The following is a 14,721-nucleotide window of genomic DNA, read 5'->3' as shown; positions in this document are numbered from 1 at the left end:
ACCAACGGGCTTCGGACTCTCACGATTTCACTCGGATGTTGAGGGTGCAGGGCGGTGTCACAGTTCAGGCTGACGATTCCCTGTCATTCAGGATATACGAGCCAATATCATCGTCAATACGTTTTTTCCAGCAGCCTGTGATGCTTATTCGGCAACCGCGACACCGCAGGAAACATTTCATCGATAATTACGCCTCTTTCGCCAATCGCCACAGAGCCGATGCTTTCCAACCTGGCTGTACAACTCGTCAACGGACTCGCCGATGCCTGCGCGCTCTTTCTCGTCGCCTCGGGCCTCTCGCTGATCTTCGGCGTGACCCGAATCGTCAACTTCGCGCATGGCTCGTTCTACATGCTCGGCGTGTATGTCGCGTGCAGCCTCGCGAACCGCTTCGGCTCGACGGTCGCCGGCTTCTGGCTTTCGGTAGTAGCGGCAGCATTCGTGATCGCGGTGCTCGGCGCGCTCGTCGAGATAATCGTGCTGCGGCGGATCTATCAGGCGCCCGAGTTGTTCCATCTGCTCGCGACGTTCGCGCTCGTGCTGATCTTCCGCGACGCCGCGCTCTACATCTGGGGGCCGCAGGATATCTTCGGCCCGCGCGCGCCACATCTTGCAGGCGCCGTCGAATTGCTCGGCCATCAACTGCCCGCATACAACGTCGTGCTGATCGTCACCGGTCCGCTCGTGCTCGGCGCGCTCTGGTATGCGCTCACGCGCACGCGCTGGGGCACGCTCGTGCGAGCGGCGACGAGCGACCGCGAGATGCTCGGCGCGCTCGGCATCAATCAGGCGTGGCTCTTCACCAGCGTGTTCTTCGCGGGCGCGTTTCTCGCCGGGCTCGGCGGCGCGTTGCAGGTGCCGCGCATGTCGGCAAACCTCTCGCTCGATCTCGATACGATCGGTAACGCGTTCGTGGTCGTCGTGGTCGGCGGCATGGGGTCGATTCCGGGCGCGTTCGTTGCGGCGCTGCTGATCGCGGAGATCAAGGCTTTGCTTATCGGCATTGGACATGTGTCGGTGTTCGGCATCGACTTTTCGCTGAGCAAGTTCACGCTCGTCGCGGAGTTCGTCGTCATGGCGATCGTGCTCGTCGTGCGGCCGTGGGGTCTATTCGGACGCGCGCAAACCGCCGTGCGTGCGATGGGCGCCGCTGAAACGCCGTTGCGTCCAGCAAGCAAGCGCCTGAAACGGGGCGCTGCGATCGTCGTGCTGCTGCTCGCGCTCGCGCCGCTTCTGGCCGGACAGTTTCCGTATCTGCCCGTGCTGCTCGTCGAGATCATGATCGCCGTGCTGTTCGCCACGAGCCTGCACTTCATCATGGGGCCGGGTGGCATGCATTCGTTCGGGCATGCCGCGTATTTCGGGCTCGGCGCATACGGCGCGGCGCTCTTCCTCAAAGTGTTCTCGTGGCCGATGGAGCTCGCGCTCGTGTTCGGCCCGCTGCTCGCGGCGCTCGGTGCAATCGTGTTCGGCTGGTTCTGCGTGCGGCTATCGGGCGTCTATCTCGCGATGCTTACCCTCGCGTTTGCGCAGATCGTGTGGTCGGTCGTGTTCCAGTGGGATGCAGTGACGGGCGGCAGCAATGGCATCCTCGGTCTGTGGCCTTCGCCTTGGCTGAGTTCGCCCATCGCGTATTACTACGTGACGTTGATCTTCGTCGTGGCCGGCGTGTGGTTGCTGCGACGCATGCTCTTCGCGCCGCTCGGCCACGCGATGCGCGCCTCGCGCGATTCGACGCTGCGTGCCGAGGCCATCGGCATCGACGTACAGCGCATCCAGTGGACCGCGTTCGTGATCGCGTCGGTTTTCTGCGGCCTCGCGGGTTCGCTCTATGCATTCTCGAAGGGCAACATCTCGCCGGACGTGATCAGCGTCGGGCGCTCCGTCGACGGCCTCGTGATGGTGCTGCTCGGCGGCGTGCAGACGCTCACTGGGCCGATCGTCGGCGCCGCGGTGTTCACGTGGCTCGAAGACACGGTCGCGCGTCAGACCGACTACTGGCAGGCGCTCCTCGGCGCCGCGATCCTGCTGCTCGTGATCGCGTTCCCGCAGGGTATCGTCGGCTTCGTGCGCGAACGATTCGCGGAGGCCGAGTGATGCTGCTTCGCGTCGGCAACCTCTCCAAATCGTTCGATGGATTCAAGGCCGTCGATGGCGTCACGTTTGAAGTCCCCGCCGGGCGGCTCGTCGCGCTGATTGGTCCGAACGGCGCGGGCAAGTCCACCTGCTTCAACATGGTCAACGGCCAGTTGAAGCCGACCTCGGGATCGATCCGCTTCAACAACCAGGAAACCGCCGGCATGCGTCCGCGTGACATCTGGCGGCTCGGCGTCGGGCGCACGTTCCAGATCGCGGCGACGTTCAACTCGATGACCGTCATCGAGAATGTGCAGATGGCACTTGCATCGCGCGATGGGCGCCTGTTCGGCTTGTGGAAACCTGCGTCGGCATCGCATACCGATGAAGCGATGGCGCTGCTCGAACAGGTCGGCATGGCGGGCCATGCGCGGCGCGCATGCGGCGTGCTCGCGTATGGCGACGTGAAGCGCGTCGAGCTGGCGATCGCGCTGTCGAACCAGCCGAAGCTCTTGCTGATGGACGAACCCACCGCGGGCATGGCGCCGAAGGAGCGCAACGAACTGATGGCACTGACGAAGCAGCTCGTGAAGGAACGCAACATCGGCGTGCTCTTCACGGAGCACAGCATGGACGTGGTGTTCGAATACGCCGACAAGCTGATCGTGCTCGCGCGCGGCAAGCTGATCGCGCAGGGCGACGCGGAGACCGTGCGCAATCACGCGCACGTGCAGGAGGTGTATCTCGGCACCGGCAAGTCGTTCACGCCGCGCGCGACTTTCGCTGGCGGAGTCAGGCGATGAGGGGCGATCAACCGATGCTCACCGTCTCCGGCCTGAACGCGTTCTACGGCCGCGCGCAGGTGCTGTTCGACGTCGGTTTCGAAGTGGGGCGCGGCGAAGTCGTGGCGCTGATGGGCCGCAACGGCGCGGGCAAATCGACGACGATGAAAGCCGTCATGGGGCTGATGTCGCGCACGTCGGGCACGGTTGGCTTCAGGGAACACGAGATCGGCGGATGGCAGCCGTATCGCATCGCGCGACTCGGGCTCGGCTTCGTGCCGGAGGACCGGCGCGTGTTCGGCGACCTCACCGTGATGGAGAACCTCGACACCGGCCGCCAGCCGCCGCGCGAAGGCGCGCCTGTGTGGACGCCCGAGAAGCTTTTTCGCCTGTTCCCGAATCTCGGCGAGATGCGCGAGCGTCTCGCGAGCCGCATGAGCGGCGGCGAGCAGCAGATGCTCACCGTCTCGCGCACACTGATGGGCAATCCGCATCTCGTGCTGCTCGATGAACCGTCGGAGGGCGTTGCGCCGGTAATCGTAGAGCAGATGGCGAACATGATTCTCGAACTGAAGCGCGAGGGGTTGTCGATCCTGCTGTCCGAGCAGAATCTGCATTTCGCCGAACTCGTCAGCGATCGCGCCTACGTGCTGGAAAAAGGACAGGTTCGCTTCAGCGGGACGATGGACGAACTCGCGCGCGACGAAGCGCTGCGGCGCGATTACCTGAGCGTATGAGCGCTGGCACAATCGCGTTTTAACCGAATATTTAACGGAGAGATTTCCATGATGCGCGCGGCAACGCTTCTTCGCCTGACGGTCATCGCGACGGCCTCGTGCGCGGCATTCGGCGCACGGGCCGAGACGATCAAAATCGGCGAGATCAACAGCTACAAGGCGCAACCGGCGTTTCTCGTGCCGTACAAGAACGGCTGGAACCTCGCGCTCGATCAGATCAACGCGGCGGGCGGCGTCAACGGCAATCAGCTCGAAGTCGTTTCGCGCGATGACAACGGCAATCCGGGCGATACGATCCGCGTCGCGCAGGAACTCGTCGCGCGCGAGCAGGTGAAGCTGCTGTTCGGCGGCTATCTGTCGAACACGGGTCTCGCGCTGACCGACTACGCGAAGCAGCGGCGCATCTTCTTCCTCGCCGCCGAGCCGCTTACCGACAAGATCGTCTGGCAGGACGGCAACAAGTACACGTATCGTCTGCGGCCGTCCACCTACATGCAGGTCGCGATGCTCGTGCCCGAGGCCGCGAAGCTCAAGAAGAAGCGCTGGGCGCTCGTGTATCCGAACTACGAGTATGGGCAGTCGGCGGTCGCCACGTTCAAGCGGCTCTTGAAGGCGGCGCAACCGGACGTCGAGTTCGTGACCGAGCAGGCGACCCCGCTCGGCAACGTCGATGCGGGCGCCGTCACGCAGGCGCTCGCCGATGCGAAGCCCGATGCGATTTTCAACGTGCTCTTCAGCGCCGACCTCGGCAAGTTCGTGCGCGAAGGCAACACGCGCGGGCTCTTCAAGGATCGCGCGGTCGTGTCGCTGCTGACGGGTGAGCCCGACTACCTCGATCCGCTCGGCGCGGAGGCGCCCGCGGGCTGGATCGTGACGGGCTATCCCTGGTATTCGATCGATACGCCGGCCAACAAGAAGTTCGTCGCCGACTATCGCGCGAAGTATCACGACTATCCGCGGCTCGGGTCGGTGGTCGGCTATACGGCGATGATGTCGCTCGCGAACGGTTTGAAGAAGGCCGGGTCCGCCGATTCGGACAAGCTCGCCGCGGCGTTCAAGGGCCTCGTCGTCGATTCGCCGTTCGGGCCGATCACGTACCGCCCGCAGGACAATCAATCGACGATGGGCGCGTATGTCGGCGTGACGGCGCTGAAAGACGGGAAGGGCGTGATGACGTCGTATCGTTACATCGACGGTGCGAGCGTGCAGCCGTCGGACGACGAAGTGAAGAAGCTGCGTCCGGCCGATTAAGCTTTCGGAAACGGCTTGCTGACGTACTTTGACCCTGCAAGCCCGAAGCGCCAGGGCACGTCCATCGCCTTCGTTATCCCGATGCGCGGGCCGGTGACGATATCGACTTCGCTGCTCGCCGCTTCGACACTAAACGGCGGTTCGAGCAACGACATCCCGTTGTTTCGATGCGTGATGCCGAGCGCCTGAGCCAAACGCCCCGGCCCCGAGCACAGCAGCTTGAGCGGTTCGAGCCCGCGCCGTTCGCGCATCACGTCGATACCGTGCAGCGGCTCGATCGCGCGGATCAGCACCCCGGCGCCGTGGCCGGCCTCGCGGCACACGAAGTTCAGGCACCAGTGGATGCCGTAGGAGCGATACACGTACACGTGCGCGGGCGGCCCGAACATGACCGCGTTACGCGGCGTTAAGCCTGAGAAGGTGTGCGAGGCCGGGTCTTCGCGGTCGTACGCCTCGGTTTCGACGATGCGTCCGCCAACGTCGTCGAGCGTCACCACGGCGCCGATCAAAACGCGCGCGACGTGTTCGGAGGGAGCGGAAAAATCGATGGAGAAAGTCACAGGCCTTATTCTAGCCGGGCTCGCCCACTCGATCATCGCGGAGAAACGGACATGAAAAGCTCGTGGTTCCTCAAGTTCTCGAACAAGCTCGCGCAGATAGCCGGCCACGCCTCGACGTTCGTGATCGCGGTGGGGCTCGTGATCGTGTGGGCGATCTCCGGGCCGCTCTTTCACTTCAGCGATACGTGGCAGCTCGTCATCAATACGTCGACGACCATCGTGACGTTCCTGATGGTCTTCCTCATCCAGAACACGCAGAATCGCGATACCGCTGCAATGCAGATCAAGCTCGACGAGCTGATCCGCGCGGTCGACAAGGCACATAACGCGCTGCTCGATCTCGAAGAACTCGACGAGAAGGATCTCGCGCGGTTTCGCGAGCGCTACGAAAAGCTCGCGAGAGACGCCCGCGACGACTTGCGCGACGCGAGCCGGGAAATCGACCTTCCTTCCGTGGATCGACCGCAAAGGTAATAGCCGGGGCGTTTATCGGCGGCATTTACGATAACTTCAATCAAACTGCGTAATTGCACTTGCCAATGGCGGGTGTTTACGGGATAAAATGTGGAAATGCCGTACGAAACATGGACGGACGGTTTAAAGCGGCTTTAACGCTGCCGAGTGAACCGGGGTAAAAGCGCCGCAAAAAGAATCAAGACAAAAACGCGGCGCGAATTTCGCCAAAACCCTTGCCGCAGCTTGGCCAGCCGCAAACGTTTGGCGCCAATCGGCGCTCCCGGCGGGCTCTTCCGGTTTTGCCGGCAAAAGGCGAAAAAGCAAATTTCTACTCCCTAAAGTTTTCCCGGTTTCTGCCGATTAGCGGTTTTAACGCGGCAAATCAAACGCGGGAATTGAGGCCAGTTTGTGCCTCAAATGGCGAGACTATTTCTTTTAAGAGTCGCTAGGATTGGCGTACTCGATTCGGTTTTGGATCGGGTCCACACCTACCTTCTCGTAAAAGGATTTTCAAAAATGCGCAAGCTTTTCAAAGCGTTTGTCCGCGACGAACGCGGCGTCAGCGCCATGGAATATGCCGTCCTGGCAGGCATCGTCGTGATCGCTCTCGGCGGCATGGCAGCCACGTTCAAGACGAGCATCGGCACGATGTTCAGCACGCTGTTCACCAAGGTCACGACCTCGCAGAACAACGCGAACTGATCTGACGTGTCGGGAGTCCGGACGCTGTCTGGCCGGCTCTCCCTTTGTTTCCCCCGAACTCACAACGTAACCATCGTGCAGATCCTGTCGCTTGCCATTCGCCTCGTCGTACTGTGCGTGCTGCTTTGGCTCGCCGTCATCGACGTTCGTTCGCGGCGCTTGCCGACGAACATCGTCCTCACGATCGGTGCTCTATTTTTCGCGGATGCGATGCTGCAAGGCATGTCCGTCGATGACGTCCTCGCGCATCTGCTGCTCGCGCTCGGCGTCTTTTTGATCTGCGCCGCGCTGTTCGCGGCCCGGATGCTGGGCGGCGGCGATGCGAAGCTCGCCTCCGTCATCTTTCTGTGGGCAGGCCTGGGTCTCTCGCTGGCTGCCCTAACCCTGATTTCGGTGATCGGGACGCTCGTGTCCCTGGTCAGTCTTGCCACGCGGAACATGGATCCGTCGCAGCGCTCGCAGCCGATGCGGGCACTGGCGATGTTCTCCGGCGCGCGCGGCGTGCCTTACGGCGTGGCGCTTGCGCTTGGCGGCGGTCTCGTCATCGTGCTGCCCGCACTTTTGCCTTTGCTTCTGACGCGATAGGACGGCGTCCCTATGTCCAACATCATCAAGTTTGCCGTGCTCCTCGTAGGTGCGATTTTGATCGCGCTGATCGTGCGCGTAGTCATCGCGAGCGCGACGCGTCCGTCCGGACCGCCCGCCGTCACGACGGAGAAAGTGCAGGTCAGCGCCGCCGATCTTCCGCAGGGCCTCCTCTTGCGCGACGAAGACCTCGTCTGGAAGCAAGTGCCCGCCGCGCAGATTCCGCCCAACGCGATCATCTCCGGCGCGCCGAACGCACCGGACCTGAAGGGCGCGCTGCTGCGCCATCCGGTGGCAAGCGGCGCGGTGCTCGTCGCCGACGACGTGATCCTGCCGAGCGCCCCCGGCTTCCTCGCGGCAACGCTCAAGCCCGAGATGCGCGCGGTATCGGTGGCGGTGGACGACGTGTCCGGCAACGCGGGCCTCATCCAGCCGGGCGATTACGTCGACCTCCTGCTCACGCAGCAGATGGACCGCCGCACGGATTCGCCGGACATGGCGGTATCGAGCGAAACGGTGGTCGAGCATGTCCGCGTTCTCGCGGTCGGCTCGGAGATCAAGCGCCCGAAGAACAACGCCACCGACGCGCCCGAAACCGGCAGCCGCGCTCGCACCGTGACGCTCGAAGTGACGCCGCGCATGGGCGAAGTGGTCGCGGTCGCCGCGCGCCTGGGCAGCCTTTCGCTCGCGCTGCGCAGTTTCGCGACGGTCACGCGCGATCCGGCTGCGGCTGTCACGGCAGCTTCGTCGTCGGAACGCTCGCCGATCTGGGCCGGCGACATCTCGCGCGCAGTGCGCGACCTGCCGCGCTCGCACAAGGCCAGCGCCAGCACGAACAACGCACCGCCGCCCGTGCCGCGCACGGTGGTCATCTATCGCGGCTCCGAGAAAGCCGACGGGGCCGCCGCGCAGGTGACCGGTGCCGCGGACGGCGCGCCGCCGCTGCCGACCGTCGCCTCGCAGCGCTGACGCCATGCCGACTCATACCGCCAGGACAAGAAAGTCATGAAAACGCAGTCCAGTTCGAGCCGCACCGAAGCCGCGCGCATCGCGCTCGCTTTGGCGTGCGCGGCGCTGATGCCCGGCGCCGCGGCGCTCGCGGCGCAGCCCGCCGCCATCGGCCTTCCTTCGATGGATAGCGCGCCGGCCTACCATCCCGAGCCGTCCGTACAGATGGCGCAGGTGCGCGTGCCGACGCAGGCGCCCAGGGCGTCGTCGTCGAGCGGCATGGTCAACCCGCCGCCGCTGCCCGCCAGCATGCAGGGCCCGCTTTCCCTCGATGCCGGCAAGGGCACGATGCTGAACCTGAACGAAGACGCGACCTCGGTGTTCGTCGCCGATCCGAGCATCGCGGACGTGCAGGCCCCGTCGCCGAGAGCGGTGTTCGTCCTCGGCAAGAAGACCGGCATGACGACGGTCTACGTGCTCGGCGCGAACAACCGCACGCTCCTGCAACGCACGGTCGTGGTCTCGCGCGACATGATCGCGGTACGCAACATGATCTCGTCGCGCTTTCCGAACCTGAACGTGCAGTTGACCACGGGGCAGGGCTCACTGCTGCTGACGGGCCAGGTGTCCAACTCGTCCGATGCCGACGCCATCGTGCAGGCCGTGACACCCTATCTCGCCGAGAAGGAAACGCTGATCAACCGCATGACGATCGACCGGCCGCTGCAAGTGCAATTGCGCGTGCGAATCACGGAAGTGGACCGCAACGTCACGCAGCAACTTGGCATCAACTGGCAGGCGATGGGCAGCGCGGTCGGCAATTTCTACGGCGGCCTTTTCAGCGGCCGCCCGATCTACAACCTGAACCAGCCGCTCGCGAACGGTGCCGGCGGCGTGACATATCCGGTGAACCTGCCGACCAACAACGCCTATTCGATGTTCGGCGCGTTCAGGACGGGCAACGTCGATATCCGCGCGCTCGTCGATGCGCTGAACCAGGAAGGCTTGCTGACCGTGCTCGCCGAGCCGAACCTCGTTGCGCTGTCGGGCCAGACAGCGAGCTTTCTCGCTGGCGGCGAATTCCCGATCCCGGTCTCGCAGACGAACGGTGCGATCTCGGTCGAATTCAAGCAGTTCGGCGTCAAGCTCGACTTCACGCCGACAGTGCTCAGCGAACACCGCATCAGCCTGAAGGTGCGTCCGGAAGTGAGCCAGATCGATACGTCCGTGAGCGTGACGACAGGCGGCATCACGGTGCCGGGCCTCTCGGTGCGCCGCGCGGATACGACGGTGGAACTCGCGAGCGGACAGAGCTTCGCGATCGGCGGCCTTTTGCAGAGCAACACGACCGACATCATTTCGCAGGTACCGGGCGTCGGGTCGATTCCGGTGCTGGGCAAGCTCTTCTCGTCGTCGAACTACCAGAACAACAAGACCGAACTCGTGATCATGGTGACGCCGTACCTCGTCGAGCCGACCGATCCTGCGAAGCTGCGCTCGCCGCTCGAGTCGCTGACCTCGCCGAGCAGCGACGTCGAATACAGCTTCACGCACCAGTCCGGCGACGAGCCGCCGGCTGCTGGTCAACCGCGTCTCGTCGGCGCGGCCGGATATGTCTATTGAGCGCCCAGCCATGAAACACACGAGACTTCTTTCGCTTCTTCTCGCCTGCGCGTTCGCGGCCGGTGCGAGCGGCTGCTTCAAGCCGCCGCGCGGCATGCCCAACGAGACGGTCATCAACTACGACGGCCACGGCGCCGTGCCGCCCGACTGCGCGAGCCTGGCGCAACCTTCGCTTTTGACGGACGGCGGCATCCGCCGCCCGAGCATGCAATGGGGCTGCGCGACCTACACGAATCTCGCCGCGCAGTTGGCGCACCCCGAGGACATCGTGAAGCCGCAAACGCTCGGCCCGGCCGATGCCGCCGTCGCGGCGAGCGCGGTGCGCCGCTATGAACTGGGTCGCGTGATCCCGCTCGACGCCACGACGTCGCGCGATTCCAAGTAACGCGCCACACTCGAAGAAGAAGAACACCATGAGCACGACAGAACTGAGTTTCCTCAAGCCGAAGACCGGAGTGCGGATCGCCGATTTCATCGCGTTCGTCGCGGATCGAAAGACCGAGCAGGTGCTGAAGACCTTCGTGCTCGAACAGGCGATGCCGCACGCGCATATCGCGATCGGCAACGTCGACGATGCGATCGCGCACCTGTCGAAGATCGAGCGCTCGCCGCTCTTCCTGCTCGTCGACCTGCAGGATTCGGTGATGCCGCTCTCGGACCTCGGGCGCCTCGCGGAAGTCTGCGAGCCGTCGGTGCAGGTGGTGGCGCTCGGCGAACGCAACGACGTGGGCCTTTTTCGCAGCCTGCTCAAGCTCGGCGTGCGCGACTATCTCGTCAAGCCGCTCACGGTCGAGCTCCTCAAGCGCACGGTGAACGTGGCGGAGGGCAAGGTGAGCCCGGTGACGCTCGCGCGCGCGGGCAAGACCATCGCGTTCGCCGGCACGCGCGGCGGCGTGGGCGTGACGACGCTCGGCCTGAATCTCGCGCGCCACCTCGCCGAGGACACGCACCGGCGAGTCGCCTACGTCGACCTGAATATGCACGGCGGCGCGGCGAACGGCATGCTCGGCATGCAGAGCAACAACGGCCTGATCGACGTGCTGCAAAACGTGCGGCGGCTCGATCCACAATACGTGGAGCGCACGCTGGTCGCGAAGGGCAGCCGCCTGTATGTGCTGTCCGCCGATCTCGACTACGGCACCGCGAAGGACTTCGAGCCGGGCGCCTTGACGCGCGTGATCGAGTTGCTGTGCGACAGCTTCCATTACGTGATCCTCGATGTCGGCAACCCCGCCGATACGCTCGCGCAGGAAGCCTTCGATCATGCGTCGCGCGTGTATCTCGTGGTGGACCGCTCCGTGCATTCGACGCGCGAGACGATACGCCTGCTGCGCTACATCGAAGACCGGGACAACAATCCGCCGACCTCGCTCCTTTTGAACAACCCGAACGCCGCGACCGCGGGCAAGGTGCAGCCGACCGACTTCATGTCGGCCGTCGGACGCACGGTGCTGCACGAAGTGCAGTTCGAATCGAAGGCAATCGCCACCGCCGAAAACCTTGGCGAGGCGCCGCTCGAAAAATCGCCGACGGGCTTCAACCAGGCCATCGCGCGCATCGCGAGCGACCTCACCGGACAGCATGCGGCAGCCGAGCGCACGTTCCTCCAGAAGCTCAAGCTGAGGAGGAAATAATGTTCGGGCAGAAGCAGGCTTCCCGGCCGCAGCCGGCGATCGACCCATCCAGCGTGGCGCAGGCGGGCGCCGCGCTCGCGCTGGCCGAGCCGGCGCCGGCCGCACCCGCTCAACCGGTGGCGCCGCCTGCGTCGCGTTCGGCGGCGTCGGAAGGTAACGAGACGCTGGTCCGTTCCGACCTCTTCAAGCTGATCCGCAACGGCGTGTTCAGCGCGATGAACGCGTCGGCGGCGGTCGGCAAGACGCGCGAGCAGATGAAGCCCGCCGTCGAGCAACTCGTGCTGGAAGTCGCCGAACGCGAACGGCTGAACATCACGCTGTCGGAGCAGGGGCAGATCGTCGGGGAATTGCTCAACGACATGTTCGGCCTCGGTCCGATCGAGCCGCTTCTCGCCGATGAAACCATCACCGACGTGCTCGTGAACGGGCCCGACCAGGTCTATGTGGAACGCCATGGCCGGCTCGAACTGACGTCTTGCAAGTTCCGCGACAACGCGCACGTGATCAACGTCGCGCAGCGGATCGCGGCGGGCGTGGGGCGCCGCGTCGACGAAAGCAGCCCGATGGTCGATGCCCGTCTCGCCGACGGCAGCCGGGTCAACGTCGTGCTGCCGCCGCTCGCGATTCACGGCGCGTCGATCTCCATTCGTAAGTTTTCCAAGCGCAACATCACGCTGCACCGGATGGCGCAGCAGGGCAACATGTCGCTCGCGATGGCGACCGTGCTCAAACTCGCGAGCACTTGCCGCCTGAACGTGATCGTGTCGGGCGGTACAGGCTCGGGCAAGACGACGCTGCTCAACGCGCTGTCGCACTTCATCGGCCTGGGCGAGCGCACCGTGACGATCGAGGATGCGGCCGAATTGCAGCTCGTGCAGCCGCACGTCGTGAGCCTCGAAACGCGGCCCGAGAATGCCGAAGGACTCGGCGCCGTCACGCAGCGCGACCTCGTGCGTAACGCGCTGCGGATGCGACCCGATCGCATCATCCTCGGCGAAACGCGCGGCCCCGAAGCCTTCGACGTGCTGCAGGCAATGAACACCGGCCACGACGGTTCGATGACGACGATCCACGCGAACACGCCGCGCGACGGCATCACGCGTCTGGAGAGCATGGTGATGATGGCGAACGGCAACCTGCCGCTGCTCTCGATCCGCCGGCAGATCGCGAGCGCGGTACATCTGATCGTGCAGATCGAACGGATGCGCGACGGCATGCGACGCGTGACGCGCATCACCGAACTCGTAGGCATGGAAGGCGACGTGATCATCACGCAGGATCTCTTCACGTTCCGCTACGACGCCAGCGCGTATAGCGAGGAAGTGAAGGGTACGTACGAATCGGCATCGGTACGGCCGGCGTTCTCCGCGCGCGCCGCGTACTACGGCCTCGAAGCCGCTTTGCTCGAAGCAATGACGCCATGAACCTCGTCAACCTCATCACGATCTGTTCGTTCATCGGCGTGATCCTGCTCGGCGTGATGTGGCTGACCGTGCAGGACATGCGCAACCACCAGCCGCATGCACGCATCCGCACGCGCATGCAGCAGTCGTTCGTGACACAGGTCGTGCGCGGCAAGGAAGGCGCCAAGAGCGACAACGATCTCTTCAAGGTGAGCCGCCACGACAACATCCTGAGCCGCTGGTTCGGCCCGAAGCTCGTGCGCCTGAAGACGGTCGCGGCCGCGCGCGGCGTGCAGATCGTGATCGGCGCGGGGATCGTGGGCGAAATCGTCGCGCTGCTGATGGTGCACTTCATGCCGCTGCCCGATTTCGCCACGCCGCTGCTCATGCTCGGACTGCCAGCGGCCGCCGTCGTGCAGGCGTACCGCTTTCTCGTCGACCGCTTTCGCAAGCGCTTTCTAGATGCCTTCCCCGACGTGATCGATCTGATCGTGCGGGCCGTGCGCGCGGGCGTGCCGGTGACGCAGGTGATTGCCTCGGCGGCGAGCGAATGTCCCGAGCCGCTGAGCACCGAGTTCAAGCTGATGGGCGACTCGCTGCAGGTCGGGCTCGATCTCGAGGAAGTGCTCGCGGTTGCCGTGGGCCGCATTCAGGTCGCCGACTTCTCGTTCTTTTGCGTGTGTCTTTTGCTGCAGCGCGAAACCGGCGGGCAACTCGGCGAGACGCTGGAAAACCTCGCGGGAATCGTGCGCACGCGCCGCGAGATTCGCCAGAAGACGAAGGCGCTGACCGGCGAAGCGCGCATCACGACGAAGATCCTTGCGGCGATCCCGGTCGTCATCATGCTCTCGATGTACTTCGCCAACCACGACTACCTGATGGTCCTGTTCGACACGGAAGCAGGCAACAAGCTGCTGACGTTCGGGGTCATTTCGATCGTGATGGGCATCGTCGTGATCACCAAGATGTCCAAACTCGATACCTCGCGCTGATACCACGATGACGCAAGATAACGCCGAAACACTGATCAACCTGCTGATGCTGTTCGCACTGTTCGCGGTGCTGGCCGTGTGGTGGGCGACGAAGCACGGCGGACGGCGTGGCCGGATCGCGGAGCGCGCGCGTCTTGCCGCGCTCACGCATCGCAGCGATCGCGCGGAACTCGAGGACGCAGGCGAAGACGCAGGCTTTCGCACGCGCCTCCTGCGCCGGCTCGCGCGAATCGGCGACAAGATTCCGCTCTTCGATGCCAAGTACCGGTTGAAGCTGCAAAAGGAAATGGTGCGCAGCGGCTATCGCAGCAACGTGGCCGTCTCGATCCTGCTCGCGATCAAGTTTTGCGTCGGGCTGATCTGCGCGGCGCTCACCGTGATGATGGGCTCGCACATTCCGATGATCGGCGAGTATCCGGCGGCGCGCGGCATCGCGATGCTGATGGTGTTCATCGTCGGCATGATTCTGCCGGAGTACGTGGTCGCGTTTCGCGCGGCGCGCCGCCGCAAGGCGATGGCGGGGTGCCTGCCCGATGCGCTCGACCTGCTCGTGATCTGCACCAACGCGGGTAACAGCCTCGGCGTAAGTATCCGGCGCGTCGCGGACGAACTGAAGTCGATCTGCCCGCCGCTCTCCGACGAATTCTCGCTCACCGCCGACGAGCTCAAGCTCTCCGGCGACAGCACGCGCGCACTGCAGGCGCTTGCCGAACGCATCGACCTGCCGTCGATCCGCGCGCTCATTTCCACGCTCACCCAATCGATGCGCTACGGCACGCCGATCACGCAGGCACTGCGCACGCTCTCGCGCACCGAGCGGCTCGCGCATATCGTGTCGCTCGAAGAAAAGGCCGCAAAGCTCGCACCGAAGATGGTCGTGCCGATGATGCTTTTCATTCTCCCCGCGATCATCGCGATCGCAGCCGGCCCGGCCGTCATTCAACTTCTCGCTTTCGTCGCGGGGCAATAACA

The 14,721-nt window shown here is 64.3% G+C and carries 15 protein-coding genes; 14 read left to right on the top strand and 1 reads right to left on the bottom strand.

Features of this window, described 5'->3' with window-relative positions:
• Positions 1–219: 219 nt before the first annotated feature.
• From AWB67_RS16800 to AWB67_RS16785, 4 genes are read left to right on the top strand one after another with little or no spacing between them, the layout of a single operon-like run.
• Complete coding sequence (locus AWB67_RS16800) at positions 220–2,097, top strand: ABC transporter permease (protein WP_087657384.1); 1,878 nt, start codon at positions 220–222, stop codon at positions 2,095–2,097.
• Positions 2,094–2,879, top strand: coding sequence for an ABC transporter ATP-binding protein (locus AWB67_RS16795; RefSeq protein WP_087657383.1), 786 nt, complete (start codon positions 2,094–2,096; stop codon positions 2,877–2,879). The genes AWB67_RS16800 and AWB67_RS16795 overlap by 4 nt, the downstream gene beginning before the upstream one ends.
• Positions 2,876–3,595, top strand: coding sequence for an ABC transporter ATP-binding protein (locus tag AWB67_RS16790; RefSeq protein ID WP_087657382.1), 720 nt, complete (start codon positions 2,876–2,878; stop codon positions 3,593–3,595). Before AWB67_RS16795 ends, AWB67_RS16790 begins: the two co-directional genes overlap by 4 nt.
• A gap of 48 nt (positions 3,596–3,643) precedes the next feature.
• On the top strand, positions 3,644–4,846 hold the full coding sequence (locus AWB67_RS16785; protein ID WP_087657381.1) for an ABC transporter substrate-binding protein: 1,203 nt from the start codon (positions 3,644–3,646) through the stop codon (positions 4,844–4,846).
• Here the strand turns inward: AWB67_RS16785 and AWB67_RS16780 are convergent.
• Positions 4,843–5,442, bottom strand: coding sequence for a DNA-3-methyladenine glycosylase (locus tag AWB67_RS16780; protein WP_087657380.1), 600 nt, complete (start codon positions 5,440–5,442; stop codon positions 4,843–4,845). The two genes, AWB67_RS16785 and AWB67_RS16780, sit on opposite strands and share 4 nt — an antisense overlap.
• Before the next feature lie 15 nt (positions 5,443–5,457).
• On the opposite strand from AWB67_RS16780, the gene AWB67_RS16775 reads away from it, so the two are divergent.
• From AWB67_RS16775 to AWB67_RS16730, 10 genes are all read left to right on the top strand, one after another.
• Entirely contained in the window at positions 5,458–5,880 is a 423-nt protein-coding gene (locus AWB67_RS16775) for a low affinity iron permease family protein (protein WP_087657379.1), read from the top strand.
• A 498-nt stretch (positions 5,881–6,378) separates the two neighbouring features.
• A complete protein-coding gene (locus AWB67_RS16770; protein ID WP_087657378.1) occupies positions 6,379–6,564 on the top strand; it encodes a Flp family type IVb pilin in 186 nt (61 codons plus the stop codon).
• 75 nt (positions 6,565–6,639) lie between these two features.
• Entirely contained in the window at positions 6,640–7,149 is a 510-nt protein-coding gene (locus tag AWB67_RS16765) for an A24 family peptidase (RefSeq protein ID WP_087657377.1), read from the top strand.
• 12 nt (positions 7,150–7,161) lie between these two features.
• Positions 7,162–8,118 carry a Flp pilus assembly protein CpaB gene (gene cpaB, locus AWB67_RS16760; protein WP_087657376.1) on the top strand — a complete coding sequence of 319 codons (957 nt, stop codon included), beginning with the start codon at positions 7,162–7,164 and terminating at the stop codon, positions 8,116–8,118.
• Positions 8,119–8,154: 36 nt separating this feature from the next.
• Positions 8,155–9,720 (top strand): type II and III secretion system protein family protein, encoded by a 1,566-nt coding sequence (locus AWB67_RS16755; RefSeq protein ID WP_235025199.1) that lies wholly within the window; start codon positions 8,155–8,157, stop codon positions 9,718–9,720.
• Between the two features lie 10 nt (positions 9,721–9,730).
• Complete coding sequence (locus tag AWB67_RS16750; RefSeq protein WP_087657375.1) at positions 9,731–10,105, top strand: CpaD family pilus assembly lipoprotein; 375 nt, start codon at positions 9,731–9,733, stop codon at positions 10,103–10,105.
• Between the two features lie 28 nt (positions 10,106–10,133).
• Complete coding sequence (locus AWB67_RS16745; RefSeq protein ID WP_087657374.1) at positions 10,134–11,354, top strand: CpaE/TadZ family protein; 1,221 nt, start codon at positions 10,134–10,136, stop codon at positions 11,352–11,354.
• The gene (locus AWB67_RS16740) at positions 11,354–12,778 is read left to right on the top strand and encodes a TadA family conjugal transfer-associated ATPase (RefSeq protein ID WP_087657373.1); all 1,425 of its coding nucleotides are present in this window, start codon (positions 11,354–11,356) and stop codon (positions 12,776–12,778) included. The genes AWB67_RS16745 and AWB67_RS16740 overlap by 1 nt, the downstream gene beginning before the upstream one ends.
• On the top strand, positions 12,775–13,749 hold the full coding sequence (locus AWB67_RS16735) for a type II secretion system F family protein (RefSeq protein ID WP_087657372.1): 975 nt from the start codon (positions 12,775–12,777) through the stop codon (positions 13,747–13,749). Before AWB67_RS16740 ends, AWB67_RS16735 begins: the two co-directional genes overlap by 4 nt.
• Positions 13,750–13,756: 7 nt before the next feature.
• Complete coding sequence (locus AWB67_RS16730; RefSeq protein WP_087657371.1) at positions 13,757–14,719, top strand: type II secretion system F family protein; 963 nt, start codon at positions 13,757–13,759, stop codon at positions 14,717–14,719.
• The last annotated feature ends 2 nt before the right edge of the window (positions 14,720–14,721 follow it).

The organism is Caballeronia terrestris (assembly GCF_001544515.1).
Taxonomy (GTDB): Bacteria; Pseudomonadota; Gammaproteobacteria; order Burkholderiales; family Burkholderiaceae; genus Caballeronia; species Caballeronia terrestris.
The sequence above is the reverse complement of the archived record's forward strand: the minus strand, read 5'-3'. Positions and strand labels throughout refer to the sequence as shown.

What these genes read in the sequence shown, in the direction of transcription:
- AWB67_RS16800 (WP_087657384.1), top strand. Translation starts at nt 220, where the DNA reads ATGCTTTCCAACCTGGCTGTACAACTCGTCAACGGACTCGCCGATGCC.
- AWB67_RS16790 (WP_087657382.1), top strand. Translation starts at nt 2,876, where the DNA reads ATGAGGGGCGATCAACCGATGCTCACCGTCTCCGGCCTGAACGCGTTC.
- AWB67_RS16785 (WP_087657381.1), top strand. Translation starts at nt 3,644, where the DNA reads ATGATGCGCGCGGCAACGCTTCTTCGCCTGACGGTCATCGCGACGGCC.
- AWB67_RS16780 (WP_087657380.1), bottom strand. Translation starts at nt 5,442, where the DNA reads ATGATCGAGTGGGCGAGCCCGGCTAGAATAAGGCCTGTGACTTTCTCC.
- AWB67_RS16775 (WP_087657379.1), top strand. Translation starts at nt 5,458, where the DNA reads ATGAAAAGCTCGTGGTTCCTCAAGTTCTCGAACAAGCTCGCGCAGATA.
- AWB67_RS16770 (WP_087657378.1), top strand. Translation starts at nt 6,379, where the DNA reads ATGCGCAAGCTTTTCAAAGCGTTTGTCCGCGACGAACGCGGCGTCAGC.
- cpaB (WP_087657376.1), top strand. Translation starts at nt 7,162, where the DNA reads ATGTCCAACATCATCAAGTTTGCCGTGCTCCTCGTAGGTGCGATTTTG.
- AWB67_RS16755 (WP_235025199.1), top strand. Translation starts at nt 8,155, where the DNA reads ATGAAAACGCAGTCCAGTTCGAGCCGCACCGAAGCCGCGCGCATCGCG.
- AWB67_RS16750 (WP_087657375.1), top strand. Translation starts at nt 9,731, where the DNA reads ATGAAACACACGAGACTTCTTTCGCTTCTTCTCGCCTGCGCGTTCGCG.
- AWB67_RS16745 (WP_087657374.1), top strand. Translation starts at nt 10,134, where the DNA reads ATGAGCACGACAGAACTGAGTTTCCTCAAGCCGAAGACCGGAGTGCGG.
- AWB67_RS16740 (WP_087657373.1), top strand. Translation starts at nt 11,354, where the DNA reads ATGTTCGGGCAGAAGCAGGCTTCCCGGCCGCAGCCGGCGATCGACCCA.
- AWB67_RS16735 (WP_087657372.1), top strand. Translation starts at nt 12,775, where the DNA reads ATGAACCTCGTCAACCTCATCACGATCTGTTCGTTCATCGGCGTGATC.
- AWB67_RS16730 (WP_087657371.1), top strand. Translation starts at nt 13,757, where the DNA reads ATGACGCAAGATAACGCCGAAACACTGATCAACCTGCTGATGCTGTTC.